Raw genomic sequence first — 19,860 nt, forward strand, 5'->3', positions numbered from 1 at the left:
CCGTATCAGAATTGCTTAGGGTGTTTCCGTCTTGATTTCCTGCATCACCGTCGCTGCAATTTCTTCGATCGACTTGGACGTCGACGACATCCAGCGTATGCCTTCCTTGCGCATCATTTTCTCCGCCTCATTGATTTCGTAACGACAATTTTCCAGCGCCGCATATTTGCTGCCGGGACGGCGTTCATTGCGGATCGCCGTCAGGCGGTCGGGCAGGATGGTCAGGCCGAATATCTTGTTTTTGTAAGGCAGCAGGTCGTTCGGCAATTTTTCACGCTCAAAATCTTCGGGAATCAGTGGGTAATTGGCCGCCTTGATGCCGAATTGCATCGCCAGATACAAGCTGGTCGGTGTTTTTCCGCAGCGCGAAACCCCGACCAGAATCACATCGGCTGCCGACAAATTCTTGTTCGACTGGCCGTCATCGTGCGCCAGCGAAAAATTAATGGCTTCAATGCGGTTTTTATATTCTTCTGAATCGGCGGTATTGTGGGTGCGGCCTATCGTATGGCTCGATTTGACGCCCAGTTCCTGCTCCAGCGGCTCGACAAAACTCTGAAACAGATCCATGTGCAGCGCGCGGCAGCGGCGGATGATGGCCGACAGCTCGGTCTGCACCAGGGTGGAGAACACGATAGGCAGATGGCCGTCCAGGTCGCCCGTATCGTTGATCTTGCGGGTGGCTTCGTGCGCTTTTTCCGGCGTATCGAGGAAAGGCAGCCGGATTTGCTTGAATCGCATCTCAAACTGGCTCAGAACCGAATGGCCCAGCGTTTCGGCAGTGATGCCGGTACCGTCCGAGACGAAAAACACGGTACGAACCGGGGCGGGCAAGACTTGTCCAGTGGGGTTAATTTCAAGCATAGTCGATTAAAAATAAATAATAATTTGTGTTGTTTGTCGAAAAAACCCGGTTTCCAGCCTGTAGAATGGCACGCTCAATGAGGAGGTTCGTCCGCATGCCTTTACGACTGCCACAGTTGCTACCGCACAATTCGCCTGCTTACGGATTACCGTCAGCCCGCGCGAGCCGGTTTGCCCTGTCGCTTAGCCATGCGTTTCCACTCTCCTGCTGCCTCCGCCCCAAGAATAACAAAAACATATCAGTCTGAGGCCGCCAATGAAGATTTCTTATCATCAAACCAGAGGTTGTTATGTCCAATGCAGCAAATATGGGTGCTACCCAGGGGGTCGTGTACGTCGTTCCCTTTGAAAAACTCCGCATGACGGATGTGGAGTCCGTCGGCGGTAAAAATGCATCACTAGGTGAAATGATCAGCCAGCTCGCGCAAGCCGGAGTACGTGTGCCGGGTGGCTTTGCTACGACGGCTCAGGCTTTCCGCGATTTCCTGGAAAATGACGAACACGGCGGCGTTTCGCTGGCAAAGCGCATCGCTGACCGACTCGTCAATCTGGATATCGAAGATGTGCGCGCACTGGCCGCGGCCGGTGCTGAAATCCGCGAATGGATCGTGGAAACGCCTTTCCAGCCGCGTCTGGAGCAGGAAATCAAGGCGTTTTACGACCAGTTAGTGGCCGATTCCTCTGCCGAGATGTCGTTTGCCGTGCGTTCTTCCGCCACCGCCGAAGATTTGCCGGATGCGTCTTTCGCCGGTCAGCAGGAAACTTTCCTCAACGTGGTCGGTATCGACAACGTGCTGGAAGCCATGAAACACGTCTTTGCGTCCCTGTACAACGACCGTGCAATCTCCTATCGCGTTCACAAGGGTTTCACGCACGCTGAAGTTGCCTTGTCGGCCGGTGTGCAGCGCATGGTGCGTTCCGACCTCGGCGCAGCCGGTGTCATGTTCACGCTGGATACCGAATCCGGCTTCAAGGACGTGGTATTCATCACTTCCAGCTATGGTCTGGGCGAAACAGTGGTGCAGGGCGCAGTCAATCCCGATGAGTTTTATGTTCACAAACCGATGCTGGCACTGGGCAAATCGCCTGTGATTCGCCGCAATATCGGTTCCAAGATGATCAAGATGGAATTCACCGGCGAAGCCAAAGCGGGCCGTTCGGTCAGAACCGTCGACGTGTCGATCGAAATGCGCAACCGTTATTCGCTGGACGATGCCGAAGTGGTCGAACTGGCCAAGTACGCCACCATCATCGAAAACCATTATCAGCGTCCTATGGATATCGAATGGGGCAAGGATGGCCGCGACGGCAAGTTGTACATCCTCCAGGCGCGTCCTGAAACCGTCAAATCGCAGCAAAAATCCAGCGACGCGCAATTGCGTTTCAAGCTCAAGGGAAGCAGCAATGTGCTGACCACCGGACGTGCCATCGGCCAGAAAATCGGCGCCGGTCCGGTACGGGTGATCCGCGATGCGTCCGAAATGGAGCGCGTGCAACCCGGCGATGTGCTGGTTGCCGACATGACCGACCCCAACTGGGAACCCGTCATGAAGCGCGCCGCCGCGATCATCACCAACCGTGGCGGCCGTACCTGCCACGCGGCGATCATTGCGCGTGAACTGGGTGTGCCTGCCGTGGTTGGTTGCGGCAATGCGACCGATCTGCTCAAGGATGGCACCCTGGTGACCGTGTCCTGCGCCGAAGGCGACGAAGGCAAGATCTATGACGGTTTGCTGGAAACCGAAGTGACTGAAGTGGAGCGCGGTGAGTTGCCGTCGATTCCATTGAAAATCATGATGAACGTCGGCAATCCGCAGCTGGCCTTCGATTTTCAATCGATTCCCAATTCCGGCGTGGGTTTGGCCCGACTGGAATTCATCATCAACAACAATATCGGCGTGCATCCGAAAGCGATTCTCGACTATCCGAATATTGATGCCGATTTGAAAAAAGCGGTGGAGTCAGTCGCGCGCGGTCACGCTTCGCCACGGGCGTTTTATGTCGACAAGCTGGCAGAAGGGATTGCCACGATTGCGGCGGCGTTCTGGCCTAAGCCGGTGATTGTGCGTTTGTCCGACTTCAAGTCGAACGAGTACAAAAAACTGATCGGCGGTTCGCGCTACGAGCCGGATGAAGAAAATCCTATGCTCGGTTTCCGCGGCGCTGCCCGTTACCTGTCTGCCGATTTTGCCGAAGCCTTCGAAATGGAATGTCTGGCAATGAAGCGGGTGCGCAACGACATGGGTTTGACCAACGTCGAAATCATGGTGCCGTTCGTCCGTACGCTGGGTCAGGCTGAAAAAGTGATTAACTTGCTCGGTAAAAACCAGCTGGTGCGCGGCGAAAACGGCTTGCGCGTGATCATGATGTGCGAAGTGCCATCCAATGCGATTCTGGCCGAAGAGTTCCTGGAATTCTTCGACGGTTTCTCCATCGGCTCCAACGACCTGACGCAGCTGACGCTGGGTCTGGATCGCGATTCCGGTCTGGAGCTGCTGGCCGCCGATTTTGACGAGCGCGATCCGGCAGTCAAGGCGTTGCTGGTCAAGGCGATTTCTACCTGTATCGCCAAGGGCAAGTACGTCGGCATTTGCGGTCAGGGGCCTTCCGATCACCCTGACTTTGCCTTGTGGTTGATGGAGCAGGGCATTGCTTCCATTTCGCTCAATCCTGACTCGGTGATCGATACCTGGAAAAAATTGGCGGAAAGCAAATAAAGCAATCAAGCTTTTATTTCGATCTTGAAAACGCGAGCTTCGGGCTCGCGTTTTTATTGGTCGGCGCGGATGCATTAAGCCTTTGGGGTATCATCGACCGCATCGGCGAGTTTATCCGCGTGTTCTGCTTCGTTGCAGTAATCCATTTCAGGAAATCGCCATGGGCGTCATGAGTAATTGGACAATCTGGTGGCTGATGGCCGGCGTATTAGTCGCTGCTGAATTGTTTACCGGCACTTTTTATTTGCTGATGATCGCAATCGGTTTTGCCGCTGGTGGCGCAGTCGCCTTATTTGACATCCCGGTGTCAGGGCAATTGCTGATCGCGGCGATTGTTTCTATCATCGCCGTCGTCGCCTTGCGTCGCAGCCGCTTAGGTGACTGGCACAAGCGAGATGCAGTGCGTGACCCCAATATCAATCTCGACATTGGCCAGAGCATCCAGGTCGCGCTCTGGCATGAGCAGGGCGATACCTACACCGCACGCGTCAAGTACCGTGGCGCGGATTGGGACGTCGATCTTATCCCCGGCAGCGCGCCTGTCGCAGGTCAGTTCTTCATCCATGAAGTGCGCGGAAGCCGCTTGCTGGTCGATCGTTCTCCCGATGCCTGAATCCTCCTGAGCGCATGAGGCTGTGACTACCGTGTCATGGCTTCCTGCGCTTTGCCATGCACTCAATTAAACGTCCAACTCCAAGGAGTCATCACCATGTTCCAAAGCCTCACGTTTGCCATTTTCATCATTGTTGTCATCTTTATCATCAAGACCATGAAGGTAGTGCCGCAGCAACATGCCTGGGTGGTCGAGCGACTCGGGAAATACCATGCAACGCTGGGGCCGGGACTCAATATTGTGGTGCCCTTTGTCGACCGGATTGCCTACAAGCACATACTCAAAGAAATTCCGCTCGATGTGCCGCCGCAGGTGTGCATTACGCGTGACAACACGCAGTTGCAGGTAGACGGCATTTTGTATTTTCAGATCACCGATCCTATGCGCGCTTCGTACGGTTCATCGAATTACATCTCTGCGATCACGCAACTGGCGCAAACCACGCTGCGTTCCGTGATCGGTCGGATGGAGCTGGACAAGACTTTCGAGGAGCGCGATCACATCAATACGTCAATCGTCAACGCAATCGACGAATCGGCCGCTAACTGGGGCGTGAAGGTTTTGCGCTATGAAATCAAGGATCTGACGCCGCCCAAGGAAATCCTGCACGCCATGCAGGCGCAGATTACCGCCGAGCGTGAAAAGCGCGCCTTGATCGCCGCATCGGAAGGGCGCAAGCAGGAACAGATCAATATCGCGACCGGTAAGCGCGAGGCATCGATTGCGGAGTCGGAAGGGGAACGCGCTGCTTCAATCAACCGCGCCCAGGGTCAGGCTGCTGCGATTCTTGAAATTGCCGAAGCGAGTGCCGAAGCGATTCGCAAGACCGCTGCGGCGATCATGGCCCCCGGCGGCTCGGATGCAGTCAATCTGAAGGTTGCGGAACAATATGTCGCGGCGTTCGCGCAACTGGCCAAGACCAATAATTCGATTATCGTGCCCGCGAATCTGGGGGACATGAGCAGTCTGATCGCCAGCGCCATGCAGGTGGTCAAGACGCAAAAAAAAGAGGGATAAGTTGAAAGGCAAGTAAGCAGATCGCTGCCCTCCGCATTGCGTTATGGAGGGCAGAAATACGATAGGAGCGCCCAAATAATTTTGGCAGCGTCCTTGTGTGGATTGATGGCAATAGGGGGATTCTGCCGGGCTGCAGCGACCCGAATGTTGAAACCGGGTGCGCTTAACGGCGGTGGACTTTCATGGCCGCCTGCACTTCACGCTGACCGTCGCGGTCTTTTTCAGTGGCGCGTTTGTCGTGCTGTTTCTTGCCCTTGGCCAGCCCGATATCGCATTTGATGAGGCCGCCCTTGTAGTGCAGGTTCAGCGGCACCAGCGTATAACCGGAGCGTTCCACTTTGCCGATCAGTTTGCTGATTTCCGTCGATTTCAACAGCAGTTTGCGGGTGCGGGTAGCTTCGGGATGGATGTGGGTCGAGGCGGTCGCCAGCGCACTGATGTGGGCGCCGAACAAAAATATCTCGCCATGCCGGACGATCACGTAAGCTTCTTTCAGCTGCACGCGCCCGCCGCGAATCGCTTTGGCTTCCCATCCCTGGAGAACCATGCCGGCTTCAAATCGCTCTTCGACAAAGTAATCGAAGAACGCCTTTTTATTATCAACTATGCTCATTGGATGGAAAAACCTGTGTGGTCGGTTAAAATTTCAACTTCGTAAGTTTATCAAACGGTATATCGCCCATGGCAGTCGTACATAAAACAGTGCTCATCGGCTATAGCGCGCAACAAATGTTTGCGCTAGTCGACAGGGTGGAAGCGTATCCTGAATTTCTTTCCTGGTGCGGTGGCGTTGAAGTACGCGACCGGACGGAGGACAAACTGACCGCCAAAATTAACATCAATTTTCACGGCATCAAGCAATCGTTTACTACCGAAAACACCAACGCGCCGCCGACTTCGATGACGATGCGGCTGGTCGAAGGGCCGTTCAAGCAGTTCGAGGCTGCCTGGAATTTCAAGGAGTTGCGGGCTGACGCCTGCAAGATCGAATTCGACATGCGTTACGAATTTTCGAATCGCTTGCTGGAAACCGTGATCGGACCGGTGTTCAGCATGATTGCCGACAGTTTCGTGGATTCTTTTTGTACCCGGGCGGAAACTATCTATGGCTGACGTCTCGCTTTTGCAAGTCCAGATTTGCTACGCCTCGCCTGAGGCCCAGATTCTGCACGATTTCACGGTAGAGCAGGGTACCACGTTGCAGCAGGCGATTCTCGACAGCGGGCTGCTGCGCCAGCAAAATGGTATCGATCTGGCAGCCTGCCGGGTCGGCATTTTCGGTAAGCTCAAGACGCCGGACACCCTGCTGCGCGACGGCGACCGCATAGAAATCTACCGGCCGCTGATTGCCGATCCCATGGATTCGCGCCGCGCCCGGATGGAAAAGAGCAGCAGGGAGTCGCGCTGATCATAGCTTTTCTGTATAATTCGCTTTTGCGCCTATAGGAATTACTATGCGTTTGCTCCAGAAAGCACTCACGTTCGATGATGTGCTGCTCGTCCCGGCTTATTCGGACATCCTCCCTAAAGACACCTCTCTCTCCACGCGCCTGACCCGTAACATCGGTCTGCATATTCCCCTGGTTTCCGCTGCAATGGACACCGTCACGGAAGCGCGGCTGGCAATCGCCATGGCGCAGGAAGGCGGCATCGGCATCGTCCACAAGAACCTGACGCCGAAAGAACAGGCGCGCGAAGTGCTCAAGGTCAAGCGTTTCGAATCCGGCGTGGTACGTGATCCGATCACGATTCCACCCACCATGAAAATCCGTGACGTGATCGCTTTGTCGCAGCAACATGGCATCAGCGGTTTCCCCGTAGTGGAAGGCAAGAGCCTCGTCGGCATCATCACCAACCGCGATTTGCGCTTTGAAGTCGAGCTGGACGCGGAAGTCCGCGCCAAGATGACTCCGCGCGACAAGCTGGTCTATGTCAAAGAAGGCGCCGAACTCGAAGAAGCCAAGCGCCTGATGAACAAGTTCCGTCTCGAACGGGTCATGGTCGTCAACGACGAATTCGAATTGCGCGGCCTCATTACCGTCAAGGACATCCAGAAATCGACCGAGCATCCTTTCGCCTGCAAAGACGAACACGGCAAGCTGCGCGTCGGTGCTGCTGTCGGCGTGGGTCCTGACAATGACGAACGCATCGAGTTGCTGGTTGCTGCCGGCGTTGACGTGCTGGTGGTCGATACCGCCCACGGCCACTCGGCTGGCGTACTCAACCGCGTCAAATGGGTCAAGACCCGCTATCCGCACATCGAAGTGATCGGCGGCAACATCGCTACCGCGGCCGCAGCCAGAGCCTTGGTAGAGCACGGCGCAGACGCAGTCAAGGTCGGCATCGGCCCCGGTTCGATCTGCACCACCCGCATCGTCGCAGGCGTCGGCGTACCGCAGATTTCCGCGATTGCCAATGTGGCGCAGGCACTCAAGGGCACCGGCGTCCCCGTGATTGCTGACGGCGGCATTCGTTTTTCCGGCGACGTCGCCAAGGCACTGGCAGCAGGCGCTTCCACCGTGATGATGGGCAGCATGTTCGCCGGCACGGAAGAAGCGCCGGGTGAAGTCATCCTGTTCCAGGGACGCAGCTACAAGTCGTATCGCGGCATGGGCAGTCTGGGTGCGATGGCGGACGGCTCAGCCGACCGTTATTTCCAGGATGGCGAAAACAACGACAAATTCGTGCCGGAAGGCATCGAAGGCCGCGTCGCTTACAAGGGCAGTGTGCTGGCCATTCTGTATCAACTGGTCGGTGGCGTACGTTCCTCGATGGGCTACTGCGGTTGCGCCACTATCGATGAATTCCGCGAAAAAGCCGAGTTCGTTGAAATCACCTCGGCCGGTATGCGCGAATCGCATGTGCATGACGTGCAGATCACCAAGGAAGCCCCGAACTACCGGGCCGATTAATTCACGCTCATAGCGCATTAGCGCATTAGCGAATTCATCGGATGCACCACCGCCATCGGCATTTTGCGATGGCGGTATTTGTTTTTTTAGAGCGGCCATTTGGCTACCGGCGTTCCGCGCCACGGTCGAACGACCCGACTGTTCCCACCTCACTACCGGACACATTGCTCCCATCATGCACTCAAAAATTCTGATTCTCGATTTCGGTTCCCAGGTAACGCAATTGATCGCCCGCCGCGTGCGCGATGCAGGCGTGTTTTCCGAAGTATTCCCTTACGACGTCAGCGATGAGTTCGTGCGCAATTACGGCGCTGCCGGCGTCATTTTGTCTGGTGGCCCGAATAGCGTGACCGAGGGCGATACGCCCCGCGTACCGCAAGCCGTGTTTGAGCTGGGCGTGCCGGTACTGGGCATTTGCTACGGCATGCAAAGCATGGCCGCGCAACTGGGCGGACAAGTGCATAACGGCGTGCTGCGTGAATTTGGCTATGCCGAAGTACGCGCGCACGGCCACACGGCCTTGCTCAAAGACATCGCCGATTTCACCACGCCCGAAGGTCACGGCATGCTCAAAGTCTGGATGAGCCACGGTGACAAGGTCGAACAAATGCCCCCCGGTTTTAAACTGATGGCCTCCACCGACAATTGCCCGGTCGCCGGCATGGCCGATGAAGCGCGCCGTTTCTACGCCGTGCAATTCCATCCCGAAGTCACCCATACCGTGCAGGGCGCTGCCTTGCTCGGACGTTTCGTGCATGAAATCTGCGGCTGCCAGTCTGACTGGAACATGCCCGACTATATCGCCGAAGCCGTTGCTTCGATCCGCGCCCAGGTCGGCAGCGACGAAGTCATTCTCGGCCTGTCCGGCGGCGTCGACAGCAGCGTTGCTGCCGCACTGATCCATCGCGCCATCGGCGACCAACTGACCTGCGTTTTCGTCGACCACGGCCTGCTGCGGCTGGACGAAGGCAAAATGGTGATGGAGATGTTCGGCAAAAATCTGGGCGTCAAGGTCATCCATGTCGACGCCACCGCCCAATTCATGGGCCATCTGGCCGGCGTGACTGACCCGGAAGCCAAACGCAAAATCATCGGCCGCGAATTCGTCGAAGTATTCCAGGCCGAATCCGGCAAACTGAAAAACGCCAAGTGGCTGGCACAAGGCACCATTTACCCGGACGTGATCGAAAGCGCCGGAAAGGGCAAGAAGGGCCACACCATCAAGAGCCACCACAACGTCGGCGGCCTGCCAGAAACGCTCAACCTCAAGCTGCTGGAACCGCTGCGCGAATTGTTCAAGGACGAAGTGCGCAAACTCGGTGTGGCGCTCGGCCTGCCGCCTGAAATGGTGTACCGCCATCCTTTCCCCGGCCCCGGTCTGGGTGTGCGCATCCTCGGCGAAGTGAAGAAAGAATTCGCCGACCTGCTGCGCCGCGCCGATGCGATTTTCATCGAAGAATTGCGCAACACCAAAGACGCCGACGGCGCCAACTGGTACGACCTCACCAGTCAGGCCTTTGCCGTATTCCTGCCGGTCAAATCGGTCGGCGTGATGGGCGACGGCCGCACCTACGAATACGTCGTCGCGCTGCGCGCCGTGCAGACGCAGGATTTCATGACCGCCCACTGGGCGCATTTGCCGCACGAATTGCTGGGCAAGGTCTCGAACCGCATCATTAACGAAGTGCGCGGGATTAATCGCGTGGTTTACGATATTTCAGGAAAGCCGCCGGCGACGATTGAGTGGGAATGATTTTAGGTCTTTCGGCAGCTTTCGCGGACTATCGGAAAAGTCACTTAAATTATTGATTTATATAAGTTTATATCGCGAAAGCTATCGGCATCTATTGACGGCAAGCGAAATTTTTTGTCGGTAATCCTGACGGTAATGAAAGCTAGGCAAGTCATCTAAAAATATTTACCGTCTGACTGTTTTCGGCTCTGACGGTAAAAAATAATAGAAAGAGCTAGTATTCATGGGGGGTTTCAGAGAATTCTGTGTCTTTTGAGTCGTTGACGGTAAAATTGCCGTTCTCAGGAGGACACCATGCTGACCGATACCGCACTGAAGAATCTCAAACCCAAGGATGCGCCCTACAAGGTGACGGACAGGGATGGCATGTATGTGACGGTCTCGACGGCGGGTACCGTCACGTTCCGTTATGACTACCGGATCAATAGCAGGCGCGAAACGCTGACGATTGGCCGCTATGGGCCAGGCGGTCTGTCGCTGGCCCGTGCACGCGAAAAGTGCATCGACGCGAAGCGGGCAGTTTCGGAAGGACAGTCCCCGGCGCAGGAAAAGCAGCGAGAGAAGAGGCGCCTTTCGGACGCCAAAACCTTCCAGGAATTTACCGACGAGTGGTACGAGGGTGCGCGGATGGCCGACAGCACGCGGTCGATGCGCAAGAGCATCCTTGACCGGGACATCCTGCCTGTGTTCAAGAGCCGCTTGCTGAGCGAGATCAGTCCTGATGACCTGCGCGATCTGTGCGACAAGGTGAAGGGGAGGGGAGCGCCAGCAACGGCAATCCATGTTCGCGACATCATCAAGCAAATCTACGGTTTTGCCATCTTGCACGGCGAGAAGGTGGCCAACCCTGCCGACGACGTTGGACCATCGTCGATCGCCACTTTCGTGGCACGGGATCGAGCGCTGTCGCCGTCCGAGATACGCATCATGCTCAAGCAGTTGGAGTACGTCGCTTCGTACCCGACCATCAAACTGGGTCTGCGGCTGATCTTGCTCACGCTGGTGCGCAAAGGCGAACTGATCCACGCGACATGGGATGAGATCGATTTCGAGAAAGCACTGTGGACTATCCCAAAAGCCCGCATGAAGGCCGGCAAGGCCCACAACATCTACCTGTCGCAGCAGGCGCTCGACATCATGATCGCACTGCGCACCTGCGCCGGTGGCTCAAGATACCTGTTACCTTCGCGCTATGACGGCGACAAGTGTATGTCGAACGCCACGCTGAACCGTGTCGGGCAGATAGTCGTGGAGCGGTCGAAAGCGAAGGGTCTGCCAATCGAAAATTTCACTGTGCATGACCTGCGCCGCACCGGTTCGACCATCCTCAACGAGTTGGGCTTCAACAGTGACTGGATCGAGAAGTGTCTTGCCCACGAAGATGGCCGTTCATCACGCGGCATCTACAACAAGGCTGAATACGCCGAGCAGCGCCGCCACATGCTGCAAGAGTGGGCCGACATGGTTGACGCCTGGGTGGCCGGCGAATCGCACACCCCGACGTTGCTGCCCCCGTCGATGAAGATCATCACGACACAGGCGTTACTTTGACGGGGCGGTGCTTGCGCTGACGAACGTCCGGCGAGGGGGCTCGTTTTATCTGCGCGCTGTCGGAAGCTTGGCGGCGCGCATCAAGCCATGCCTCTACCTCCGTCAAATCCCACACCACGCAGCGTGCGGTTAGATTGAACCTGCGCGGAAATCCACCGCGCCGTTCCATGTCGTAGATCGTGGTGTCGGCCAGAGGCACGATTTGTCGCAACTCGGGACGGCGGATCGTGCGTCGGAACGGCAAGATATTCGGTGCGATCAGTCGTGGTAGCGGCATGCCGTGCAGGTCGTTTGCATCAGAGTCGTTGTTCGACCTCGCGGCCTGCAAACTTCGATCTGCTTTGTTCATGATCTTCTCCATCAGCAGGGCAGTTGCTGCGTGCATTGCAACCGCCGATATAAATACGGTCCTGTGATGGTGATCTTTCCGGCATCTATTGAAAACTCGCTCAGGCGTGCATGAGCGTATTCCGATTGCGCTCACGCGGCGTGGTTGTGCATCACTTCGCGTTGATCTTCTTGAAGCCGCGATCCCGCGCCATGAACGCTTCGAGCATGTGCGGGATCAGCGTCGTGGCATCAATCGGCTCACCGTAGGTCTGAGCATGTTGCGCGGCGTAGCGTTCCAAATCGGTCTTCAACGCGGTGGTGAGCGCAATGGTGATTTTGACTGTCTCGGTCTTGATCGGCAGCGGCCCCAGCCGCAGTTTGCTGGTGGATATGCTCATTGCGACGATCCCCTTTGGAAGAACAGCGGCTGGTACGGCCGCAAGATCAGATCCTTGTTCACCATGACCCTCATCGGGAAGCCGGGCCGAATTGTGAGCGTCGGCTGGATGCTCACATTGCGTTTGGTGATCTCCTGACCGACCTGGTTCACAGTGTCCTGCCCGCTCTGGCGCGTGGCAATGATGATTTTGCTATCGCTGCCGGTGCGATCAGGTGCAGCCAGTTCGGCACCCACGCCGAGCAGCGTGGACAACGCCGCACCGGCGAGGATGCGATCCCAATGCCAGTCGACGCCATCTTCCAGTCCGGCATAACCGGCCGGGTCGATGCCGGGCAAGCGGTCGAGCGAAATGGATGAAGTGTCGGGCAGGATCAACCGCGTCCACACCAGTAATACGCGTCGCTGGCCGAATGACACCTGGCTGTCGTAGCGCCCGATCAGGCGGGAGCCCTGCGGAATCAGCAGGAAGCGACCCGTGGCCGTGTCGTAGACCGCCTCGGTGACGTTGGCGATGACTTGTCCCGGCAGGTCGGAGTTAATGCCTGTCACCAGCGCAGCCGGAATGATGGTGCCCGCCATCACTTGGTAGGGAGAGGCTGGCAGTTGCAAACTGGCCGGATTGCGGGTGGCGGTGTCGCCGCCATTGGCGACAAACGCCTGCTTCTGCTCCTGCCGGTTTTGTACCACCGTCGGGTCGGTCGGCTGCGCCGACGCGATGGCAGGGACCATCGGATTGAATGGCTGGTTGCCCGATACCGGATCGGGCGTGGCCGTACTCGCAGTGGGCGATGGTGCTGCCTTTACCGCACCGCTGCGAAAGAAAACCCCCGAACGTGCCGCATCCTCGGCATCACCCGGCTGCGCAATGCGCCCAGTCTGCGCGGGAGCTCCCGCATTACGCTGCGCAACGATGGCCGGACCCAAGTCGCCCGGTAATGGCTCGCCCAAAACGGGCACCGGCTTGGCAGCTACCGGCACCTTGGAATAATCCTTGGGCAACTGGTCGAGGTTCTCGGCATGCGAGACACGGTCTACGTTGTAGAGTTCGGAGGCCGCGTTGCGCTCGCGCTTGTGCGATTGCAGCGACCACAGCGTGCCGCCCAACACGACCGCACCCAGCGTTCCCGCAAGGACGGCCAGCATGCGCCGGTTTAGTCGCGTGACCGGGCGCGGCGAAGCGCGCAGAGCCATGGTGTCCGGGTGGGCCTTATTCGACCCAGTTGGTGGTGGCGTGGCGGGCGTGCTCATGCTCAATGCCTCCGTGCCGTACTGCTCACACCATCGGTGCGCTCGATGCGAACAACGGCGGCCTTGTCAGCGCCCAGCCGCAACTCGGCCGCACCGAACAACCGATCTACCACGTAGTACGGTGAGCGAAAGCGGTAGTTCACGAGCTGGCCATCACCCTGCGCTCCGATCACGAACAGCGGCGGCAACTCGCCCTGGGCGATGCCGGCGGGGAACTGGATATAGACCCGCTCGCCATCGTCGAAGGCGCGCAGCGGCTTCCACGGTGGGCTGTCGCCGGAAATCGCGTAGCGGAACTTGATCTGCTCCAGCGACAAGCCGGAGTCCACCGGCGCAGCCGTCTGAGCTTGCTGCGCTTGCTTTTGCAAGGCCAGCAGGCGGTCCTTCGGGTAGTCCCACGATGCGGACGCCATCCATGCCTGCGGCGTCGAAGACAATTCGAGCAGGTAGGTACGGCGATTGGTGGTGATAACCAGGTTCGTCTTCAGTCCGATGCGCGTTGGCTTCACGAGAATGTTCACACGCAGGCTGGCGCCCGCACCGCTGGCCGTGTCGCCGACGATCCAGCGCACAGTGTCGCCGGCCGAGACCGTCACCAACTCTTCGCCCTGCTGCAAGGCGATGACGGTGACGCGGCCCGGACTGGTGTAGACCTGATACAGCGCGCCGTCCGCATAGGGCCAGACCTGAATGGCGTTGATGTAACCCTCGCGACTTGGTGCCACGCGCGCTTCTGCATTGGCGCGTGCCACGCGGCTTTTCTCATCGAGCGAATCAGTTGCCGGTTTGTCCTCGGGTGCGTTGCGCAAGGACTTCAATTGCTCGGGCAGCGGCATTGGTTTCGGCATCTCGACTACCTCGATAGATTTGGGTGGCTCAGGTAGCGCGTGCGCCGCGACAGATTCATCCAGCCTGATGTCCGGAGGCGGCTGTCCATGCGTGGCGCAGCCGGTGACGGTTGTCAAGGCGACACTCAGCATCAACGGCCAAGCGACGATAGGGATTTCGGGTTTCATGGTTTCTTTACTCCTTCGGTCACGTCGAGTTCTCGGCTCCAGGACAGACCGTTGACATAGATTCCCAGCGGGTTTTTGCGCAGTCGCTCTTCGGTGCGCGGCGGCTGCAACACCACGGACAGCACGGCGGTCCAGCGCTCGGTGCCCGAGGGCGAACCGTTCGAGTAGTGGCGCTCGATCCAGCGCACCTGGAACGAGGATTCGCTGGCGCGAACCACACTGGTGATCTCTACCGTCGTTGATGTCTGACCGATGCGCGCAAATGGATCGTTGCTACGTGCGTAGTCGTTTAGCGTGGAAGCACCCTTGTCCGTTGCGTAGTCGTAGGCTTCGAGCCAGTTTTGGCGGACAACGATCGGATCAATCGACAGCGAGCGCACGTCGACGATAAAGCGTGCCAGGTGGAAGGCGATCTGCGCGTCGTTCGGCTTGTACGGCGTGGTCGCTTCGCCGACCGCGCGCACTTGGCCGCCGGCAGCCACCTCCACCACATACGGCGTGACGATGGATTGCCCTGAGCGCCAAACCAGACCGCCCGCCATCAGCAATGCCAGCGATAGACAGCCGAAGGCCATCAACCTCCAGTTCTTCGCCTGCACGCGGGCGCTGCCGATACGCTGGTCCCAGACCTGCGCGGCGGCCTGATAGGGAGTGACGGGCTCGGGCGTTTCTGAATAATGCACTTGAGGTCGTTTGAATAGCATGAAGTTATCTCCTCATGGGTTCGAGTCAGTTGCTGGAGTCATCGCGCAGACTTGGGCTGGCACCGCTGCCTCCGTGGTCGCCTGAGCGCAGCGCGTGCGCCACCGTCGAGGCTGCGTGGCTTACTCGCTGTTTGCGCCGCATTTGTTTGGCCCAAGCTGGTTCGCCTGTAGGGCTTGTTGTTCCGCCCGATCCGGTTGAACCGGCTGCCTCTGTAGGTGCAGCAGCCTCCGCGATGAAATTCGCTACCTGGCCCTTGACTGCTTTTGCAGCATTTGAGAAACGTTGGCCGATAGCACCGTCTTGGTAAGCGGATTTTGCACTGCTTGCCATTGAACTGGCAGCATGTCCGGCCGATGCTGCGCTACCGATAGCTGCACGAGCGGCATCCGGGATCATGCGAGCACCAGCGGCTACCGCTGCGCCACCGCCCGCCGCCAACCCAGCTACAGCGAGTGATGTTCCGGCGGCAGCGCCTGCGCCTAGTTGTGGCGCGCCTGACACTAGTCCAGTCGCGATGCTCGGCCCGAAAATACCTAACCCCAACATCGCTAGCGAGGCAAGCATAATGGTCAACGCCAGATCAATGGATGGTTCGGTACCGGGAGGAACATGAAATTCCGTAAACAGTCCTGTGCCAATGCCCATAATAACCGCCAGCACCAGCACCTTGATGCCCGACGACACCACATTCCCCAATACGCGCTCGGCCAGAAACGCCGTCTTGTTCCACAGTGCAAACGGCACCAGCACAAAGCCTGCGAGTGTGGTCAGTTTGAATTCGATCAGCGTGACGAAGAGCTGTACTGCCAACACGAAGAAACTGATGATCACTACTAACCAGGCGAGGAACAGCACGGTGATGACATCAAAATGCGCGAACACTTCCGGGAAACCCATCATCTCGCCAATCTGCGCCATGATGGGTTGCGCTGCATCGACGCCGACTTTGGCTAGTCGACCCGGCAGCAGAAACTGCGCTTGCGTCAGCTTAGAACCGGATGCCACCAGCCCGAGTCCGGCAAAGGAGCGAAACAGAATGCCTGCCAGATGATTAAAGTTACTGATGATAAAAGCGAAGGCGCCGACGTATAGAGTTTTCTTGATCAGTCTGCCGATGACCTCTTCGCCACCCATGGACCAGAACAGTCCGGCTAGCGTCATGTCGATCACCACCAGCGTGGCGGTGAGGAACGCTACCTCGCCATGCAGTAAACCGAAACCCGAGTCGATATAGCGCGAGAAGACATCAAGAAAATGGTCGATAACCGACAAGTCGTTCATATCTCAGTCTTTTGGCGCAGGACTTGACGTAGCCGGTGGCGCTGGCGTTGGTGCCGACGTGTATGGCGTGCCGCTGCCCATGAAGCGTCGCCGCGTGGCCTCGGCAGCCATGGCGCATAGTGCATCGCCAACCTTGGCGTGGTCAGCTTTGCACTGGGCGCGGACTTCCTTCAGTCGTTCGGGATCGGCCATTAGCGATTCGATTGAATCGGTGGGGGCCGGCTTGCTGCACGCCGTCAGTAACAGGGTATAAGCGGCAAAGATCAGGAAGATTTTCATGGTCGAGTCCTCAGGGATTGTAGTAGTTGATGGTGGTGGGCGTGTAGGGAGTACCGCTGCCCTGGAAGCGCCGATGCACTTCACGCGCCCGTTCTTGGACTGCCACCTGCCGTGCTTGTTCCAGTGCGGCGGCCCGGTCCTGCGTGAGCTGGAGCTGCTGCGCCTGGATGGCTTGACGGGATTGCAGCGCCAGCAATTGGTTCGTCGCTTGCGTGGCCTGAAGTGCGCCAACGGCGGACTGGCTGCGGTTCACAAGGTCGGCCAAGGTCTGCTCGTCGGATGCAAAGTTCTGTACTGCTTGCGACTGCACCTGGGTCGCGGTGCGCAGCGCCTCCAACGAATTGCGCCAGCGTGTGCGGGCATCGGTTGACATCTGATTTCCGGATGTGGAAGCGTCATAGGCATTGGGATACAGTCGCGCGAAGTTGGTTTCCATCTGCGACAGATTGAAGGCCATCCCCTGCGCCTGTTGTAGGAGTCGATTCGTTACGTATAGCGTCGAACGTAGTTCTTTGAGCGTGCTGAAGTCCAGACCCTCGAGATTTTTCGCCTGATTAGTTAACATTTGAGCTTCATTCTGAAGCTGCCTGATTTGGTTGTTAATCTGTTCTAGTGTGCGTGCTGCTGTCATGATGTTCTGCATGAGATTGGTCCGATCGATCACAGCCCACTGTGCGTGCGCAGCAGGCACGACGCTCATCAGAACGGCGATTGTAAGTAAGAGATTCCTCATAGATATTTCTCTTTGGTTGTGAAGGAGCATGATGGGCGAGATTGGATCAGGTCTGCGGCCCAGTCGAGGCCGCGATGGCGCAGCCAGGCGGCTGCAAAGTCCGCTGGCGGCACCGACGCGGACACGGTGTCGATAGCGCGTTGGTCTTCGGGCTTGGCCGCACCGGCAAATGCCAGCGCCACCGGCCCAAGCCCCAAATCAAAGACCCGGTTTCCGAGGCGCGACTGGTAGTAGTAGTCGCGCTTGGGCTGGGCGGTCGCCACGATATTGATCTGCCGCGCATTGAGGCCGAAGCCTTCGTAGATAGAGCGAATCTGCGGTTCGGTCGCCTGTGGGTTGGGCAAGAAAATACGGTTCACGCAGCTCTCGATGATGGCTGGCGCAATACTGGAATCTTTGATGTCCGCCAGCGATTGCGTGGCGAAGATCACCGACACATTCTTTTTGCGCAGTGTCTTCAGCCACTGGCGAATGCGCGCGGCGAACACCGGGTCATCGAGGAACAGCCATGCCTCATCAAGGATCAACAGTGTTGGAGCACCATCAAGACGTTCCTCGAAGCGCGCGAACAGGTAACGCAGCACGGCCAGCGCAGCCGCCTTGCTGTGCATCAGTTCTTCCATCTCGAAGCACTGCACGTCGGCGAAACCCAGCCGGTCGTGGTCGGCATCCAGCAGCTTGCCGTGCGCGCCACCCAACACATAGGGTTGCAGGGCTTGCCGCAGCGCGTTCGATTGCAGCAGCACAGACAAGCCGGTCATGGTGCGCTGATCAAGCGGCGCGCTGGCGAGACTGTTCAGCGCCGACCACACAGCTTCCTTCACGTCTGGCCCAACGGCCACGCCTTCGTGAATCAAGCGGCCTTCGACCCACTCGGCCGCCCAGGCGCGGTAGCTGTCCTGGTCGATGCGGGCCAGCGGCTGGAAAGCAATAGCACCATCCGCGCCCAGGTCGTAATGCTCGCCACCGAGTCCGAGCACGGTGGCGCGAATCGAACGCCCCATGTCGAACGCGAAGATGCGCGATCCGGCATAGCGGCGGAACTGCATGGCCAACGTGGCGAGCAGTACCGACTTGCCCATGCCGATGGGGCCGACCACCAGCGTGTTGCCCACGTCACCGATGTGCGTGACCAGCCGGAACGGCGTTGCACCATCGGTGCGGGTCACGATCAGCGGCGGGCCGTCAAGATGCGCATTGCGCTCTTGACCGGCCCATACTGCCGACACCGGCAGCATGTGGGCCAGATTTAAGGTCGAGACAATGGGCTGGCGCACGTTAGCGTAGGCGTGCCCCGGAATTGACGACAGCCACGCATCGACCGCGTTCAAAGTTTCGGGGATCGTCACGAAGCCACGGCCCTGGATAGTCCGCTCCACTGCGCGCAACTTTTCGTCGGCGGCCGCCGCATCGGTATCGAGTACCGTCACGGTTGCGGTAACGTAGCCGAACGACACCTGGTCACTGCCCAGTTCCTGCAATGCGGCATCGGCATCCGCTGCCTTGTTCGAGGCATCGGAATCCACCAGCGGGCTTTCCTGTTGAAAGATGGTTTCGCGTAGCAGCGCGACGATGTTCTTGCGCTTGGAGAACCACTGACGGCGCAGCCGTGTCAGTTCCTTCTCCGCCTCGGCCTTGTCCAGGCACAGGAAGCGGGTGCTCCAGCGGTAGGCAAAGCCCAGGCGGTTGAGGTCGTCGAGCAGGCCGGGCCAGGTCGAGGTCGGGAAGCCGCGCACCGATGCCACGCGCAGGTGCTGGTTCCCGAGCATCGGTGCCAGCCCACCCGTTAGCGGTTCATCGGCCAGCAGCGCATCCAGGTGCATCGGCACTTCGGGCACGGCCACCGTATGGCGGCGCGTGGACACGCACGCATGCAGGTAGGTCAAGGTTTGGCTATCGTCGAGCCAAGCGATCTCCGGCATGACCCCTTCGAGCAATCCGAAGAAGCGTTCGGTCTCCGACACGAAGCCCTCCAGCCGTTCGCGCCAGTCCACGCCTTCGACCTTGCTGTTCTCATACAGCAGCTTGGCGGCGCGGGCCGTCGATTCCTCGGGCGGTAGGTAGAGCAGCGTCAGGTGGTATGTGCTCTCGAAGTGGCTATCGGCTTCCTCGAAAACGGCGCGCCGTTCTTCATCGACTAGCCACGACAGCGGCTCCGGAAATGCCGAGTCCGGGTAGTCCGCCGCTTCGCGCCGTTCGGCTTCCACGAACAGCGCCCAGCCGGAACCGAACCGGCGCAGCGCGTTGTTCAACCGCGCCGCCGTGGCGATCATTTCACCTTGCGTCGCGCTATCCAGATCCGGCCCGCGAAACCGCGCCGTGCGCTGGAACGAGCCGTCCTTATTGAGTACGACACCCGGCGCGACCAGCCCGGCCCAGGGCAACCAGTCTGCCAGCAGAGCGGGGCGTGTGCGGTATTCGGCAAGATGCATCATGGCGTG

At 58.4% G+C, this 19,860-nt stretch carries 19 protein-coding genes; 8 read left to right on the forward strand and 11 right to left on the reverse strand.

The genetic code is table 11. From position 1 onward, the window contains the following. Window positions 1–15 precede the first annotated feature (15 nt). Window positions 16–834 (reverse strand): pyruvate, water dikinase regulatory protein, encoded by an 819-nt coding sequence (locus RGU70_RS10260; protein ID WP_416186506.1) that lies wholly within the window; start codon window positions 832–834, stop codon window positions 16–18. Window positions 835–1,172: 338 nt separating this feature from the next. Here RGU70_RS10260 and ppsA point away from each other — a divergent pair, with 338 nt between their 5' ends. The 3 genes from ppsA (at window position 1,173) to RGU70_RS10275 (ending at window position 5,211) form a co-directional block, all read left to right on the forward strand. Further along, window positions 1,173–3,581 (forward strand): phosphoenolpyruvate synthase, encoded by a 2,409-nt coding sequence (gene ppsA / locus RGU70_RS10265; RefSeq protein WP_416186562.1) that lies wholly within the window; start codon window positions 1,173–1,175, stop codon window positions 3,579–3,581. Window positions 3,582–3,741: 160 nt separating this feature from the next. After that, window positions 3,742–4,194 (forward strand): NfeD family protein, encoded by a 453-nt coding sequence (locus RGU70_RS10270; RefSeq protein WP_322209299.1) that lies wholly within the window; start codon window positions 3,742–3,744, stop codon window positions 4,192–4,194. Window positions 4,195–4,290: 96 nt separating this feature from the next. Continuing rightward, a complete protein-coding gene (locus RGU70_RS10275; RefSeq protein WP_322209300.1) occupies window positions 4,291–5,211 on the forward strand; it encodes a stomatin-like protein in 921 nt (306 codons plus the stop codon). Window positions 5,212–5,374: 163 nt separating this feature from the next. Here RGU70_RS10275 and smpB read toward each other — a convergent pair whose 3' ends face one another. Then, the gene (gene smpB / locus RGU70_RS10280) at window positions 5,375–5,824 is read right to left on the reverse strand and encodes an SsrA-binding protein SmpB (RefSeq protein WP_322209301.1); all 450 of its coding nucleotides are present in this window, start codon (window positions 5,822–5,824) and stop codon (window positions 5,375–5,377) included. A gap of 68 nt (window positions 5,825–5,892) precedes the next feature. Here smpB and RGU70_RS10285 point away from each other — a divergent pair, with 68 nt between their 5' ends. The 5 genes from RGU70_RS10285 to RGU70_RS10305 all read left to right on the forward strand — a co-directional run bounded on the left by RGU70_RS10285 (window position 5,893) and on the right by RGU70_RS10305 (window position 11,427). Further along, on the forward strand, window positions 5,893–6,324 hold the full coding sequence (locus RGU70_RS10285; protein WP_322209302.1) for a type II toxin-antitoxin system RatA family toxin: 432 nt from the start codon (window positions 5,893–5,895) through the stop codon (window positions 6,322–6,324). Then, complete coding sequence (locus RGU70_RS10290; RefSeq protein ID WP_322209303.1) at window positions 6,317–6,619, forward strand: RnfH family protein; 303 nt, start codon at window positions 6,317–6,319, stop codon at window positions 6,617–6,619. Before RGU70_RS10285 ends, RGU70_RS10290 begins: the two co-directional genes overlap by 8 nt. Window positions 6,620–6,665: 46 nt before the next feature. Then, entirely contained in the window at window positions 6,666–8,123 is a 1,458-nt protein-coding gene (gene guaB, locus RGU70_RS10295) for an IMP dehydrogenase (RefSeq protein ID WP_322209304.1), read from the forward strand. 175 nt (window positions 8,124–8,298) lie between these two features. Continuing rightward, complete coding sequence (gene guaA, locus RGU70_RS10300) at window positions 8,299–9,876, forward strand: glutamine-hydrolyzing GMP synthase (RefSeq protein WP_322209305.1); 1,578 nt, start codon at window positions 8,299–8,301, stop codon at window positions 9,874–9,876. 294 nt (window positions 9,877–10,170) lie between these two features. Then, window positions 10,171–11,427, forward strand: a complete 1,257-nt coding sequence (locus tag RGU70_RS10305; protein WP_322209306.1) for a tyrosine-type recombinase/integrase — start codon at window positions 10,171–10,173, stop codon at window positions 11,425–11,427. Here RGU70_RS10305 and RGU70_RS10310 read toward each other — a convergent pair. From RGU70_RS10310 to trbE, 9 genes are all read right to left on the reverse strand, one after another. After that, on the reverse strand, window positions 11,405–11,776 hold the full coding sequence (locus tag RGU70_RS10310) for a helix-turn-helix transcriptional regulator (protein WP_322209308.1): 372 nt from the start codon (window positions 11,774–11,776) through the stop codon (window positions 11,405–11,407). The genes RGU70_RS10305 and RGU70_RS10310 overlap by 23 nt on opposite strands. A 151-nt stretch (window positions 11,777–11,927) precedes the next feature. Continuing rightward, window positions 11,928–12,155 carry a DUF2274 domain-containing protein gene (locus RGU70_RS10315; protein ID WP_322209309.1) on the reverse strand — a complete coding sequence of 76 codons (228 nt, stop codon included), beginning with the start codon at window positions 12,153–12,155 and terminating at the stop codon, window positions 11,928–11,930. Then, entirely contained in the window at window positions 12,152–13,405 is a 1,254-nt protein-coding gene (locus tag RGU70_RS10320) for a TrbI/VirB10 family protein (RefSeq protein ID WP_322209310.1), read from the reverse strand. The genes RGU70_RS10315 and RGU70_RS10320 overlap by 4 nt, the downstream gene beginning before the upstream one ends. 2 nt (window positions 13,406–13,407) lie before the next feature. Next, a complete protein-coding gene (trbG, locus tag RGU70_RS10325) occupies window positions 13,408–14,385 on the reverse strand; it encodes a P-type conjugative transfer protein TrbG (RefSeq protein WP_322210767.1) in 978 nt (325 codons plus the stop codon). Between the two features lie 32 nt (window positions 14,386–14,417). Next, a complete protein-coding gene (gene trbF, locus RGU70_RS10330) occupies window positions 14,418–15,125 on the reverse strand; it encodes a conjugal transfer protein TrbF (protein ID WP_322209311.1) in 708 nt (235 codons plus the stop codon). Between the two features lie 25 nt (window positions 15,126–15,150). Further along, window positions 15,151–16,407: a P-type conjugative transfer protein TrbL gene (gene trbL / locus RGU70_RS10335; RefSeq protein ID WP_322209312.1), complete on the reverse strand. Its 1,257-nt coding sequence runs from the start codon at window positions 16,405–16,407 to the stop codon at window positions 15,151–15,153. Window positions 16,408–16,410: 3 nt separating this feature from the next. Next, window positions 16,411–16,686 carry an EexN family lipoprotein gene (locus RGU70_RS10340; RefSeq protein WP_322209313.1) on the reverse strand — a complete coding sequence of 92 codons (276 nt, stop codon included), beginning with the start codon at window positions 16,684–16,686 and terminating at the stop codon, window positions 16,411–16,413. Between the two features lie 10 nt (window positions 16,687–16,696). After that, complete coding sequence (trbJ, locus tag RGU70_RS10345) at window positions 16,697–17,419, reverse strand: P-type conjugative transfer protein TrbJ (RefSeq protein ID WP_322209314.1); 723 nt, start codon at window positions 17,417–17,419, stop codon at window positions 16,697–16,699. Next, a complete protein-coding gene (gene trbE / locus RGU70_RS10350; protein ID WP_322209315.1) occupies window positions 17,416–19,854 on the reverse strand; it encodes a conjugal transfer protein TrbE in 2,439 nt (812 codons plus the stop codon). Before trbE ends, trbJ begins: the two co-directional genes overlap by 4 nt. Window positions 19,855–19,860 lie beyond the last annotated feature (6 nt).

Origin of the sequence: Herbaspirillum sp. RTI4, from assembly GCF_034313965.1 — a bacterium.
In the GTDB taxonomy this organism is placed as follows: domain Bacteria; phylum Pseudomonadota; class Gammaproteobacteria; order Burkholderiales; family Burkholderiaceae_D; genus Herbaspirillum.

Excerpts from the sequence above, each read along its gene's own strand:
- ppsA (WP_416186562.1), top strand. The coding sequence starts at position 1,173 with ATGGGTGCTACCCAGGGGGTCGTGTACGTCGTTCCCTTTGAAAAACTC.
- RGU70_RS10270 (WP_322209299.1), top strand. The coding sequence starts at position 3,742 with ATGGGCGTCATGAGTAATTGGACAATCTGGTGGCTGATGGCCGGCGTA.
- RGU70_RS10275 (WP_322209300.1), top strand. The coding sequence starts at position 4,291 with ATGTTCCAAAGCCTCACGTTTGCCATTTTCATCATTGTTGTCATCTTT.
- smpB (WP_322209301.1), bottom strand. The coding sequence starts at position 5,824 with ATGAGCATAGTTGATAATAAAAAGGCGTTCTTCGATTACTTTGTCGAA.
- RGU70_RS10285 (WP_322209302.1), top strand. The coding sequence starts at position 5,893 with ATGGCAGTCGTACATAAAACAGTGCTCATCGGCTATAGCGCGCAACAA.
- RGU70_RS10290 (WP_322209303.1), top strand. The coding sequence starts at position 6,317 with ATGGCTGACGTCTCGCTTTTGCAAGTCCAGATTTGCTACGCCTCGCCT.
- guaB (WP_322209304.1), top strand. The coding sequence starts at position 6,666 with ATGCGTTTGCTCCAGAAAGCACTCACGTTCGATGATGTGCTGCTCGTC.
- guaA (WP_322209305.1), top strand. The coding sequence starts at position 8,299 with ATGCACTCAAAAATTCTGATTCTCGATTTCGGTTCCCAGGTAACGCAA.
- RGU70_RS10305 (WP_322209306.1), top strand. The coding sequence starts at position 10,171 with ATGCTGACCGATACCGCACTGAAGAATCTCAAACCCAAGGATGCGCCC.
- RGU70_RS10310 (WP_322209308.1), bottom strand. The coding sequence starts at position 11,776 with ATGAACAAAGCAGATCGAAGTTTGCAGGCCGCGAGGTCGAACAACGAC.
- RGU70_RS10315 (WP_322209309.1), bottom strand. The coding sequence starts at position 12,155 with ATGAGCATATCCACCAGCAAACTGCGGCTGGGGCCGCTGCCGATCAAG.
- RGU70_RS10320 (WP_322209310.1), bottom strand. The coding sequence starts at position 13,405 with ATGAGCACGCCCGCCACGCCACCACCAACTGGGTCGAATAAGGCCCAC.
- trbG (WP_322210767.1), bottom strand. The coding sequence starts at position 14,385 with ATGCTGAGTGTCGCCTTGACAACCGTCACCGGCTGCGCCACGCATGGA.
- trbF (WP_322209311.1), bottom strand. The coding sequence starts at position 15,125 with ATGCTATTCAAACGACCTCAAGTGCATTATTCAGAAACGCCCGAGCCC.
- trbL (WP_322209312.1), bottom strand. The coding sequence starts at position 16,407 with ATGAACGACTTGTCGGTTATCGACCATTTTCTTGATGTCTTCTCGCGC.
- RGU70_RS10340 (WP_322209313.1), bottom strand. The coding sequence starts at position 16,686 with ATGAAAATCTTCCTGATCTTTGCCGCTTATACCCTGTTACTGACGGCG.
- trbJ (WP_322209314.1), bottom strand. The coding sequence starts at position 17,419 with ATGAGGAATCTCTTACTTACAATCGCCGTTCTGATGAGCGTCGTGCCT.
- trbE (WP_322209315.1), bottom strand. The coding sequence starts at position 19,854 with ATGATGCATCTTGCCGAATACCGCACACGCCCCGCTCTGCTGGCAGAC.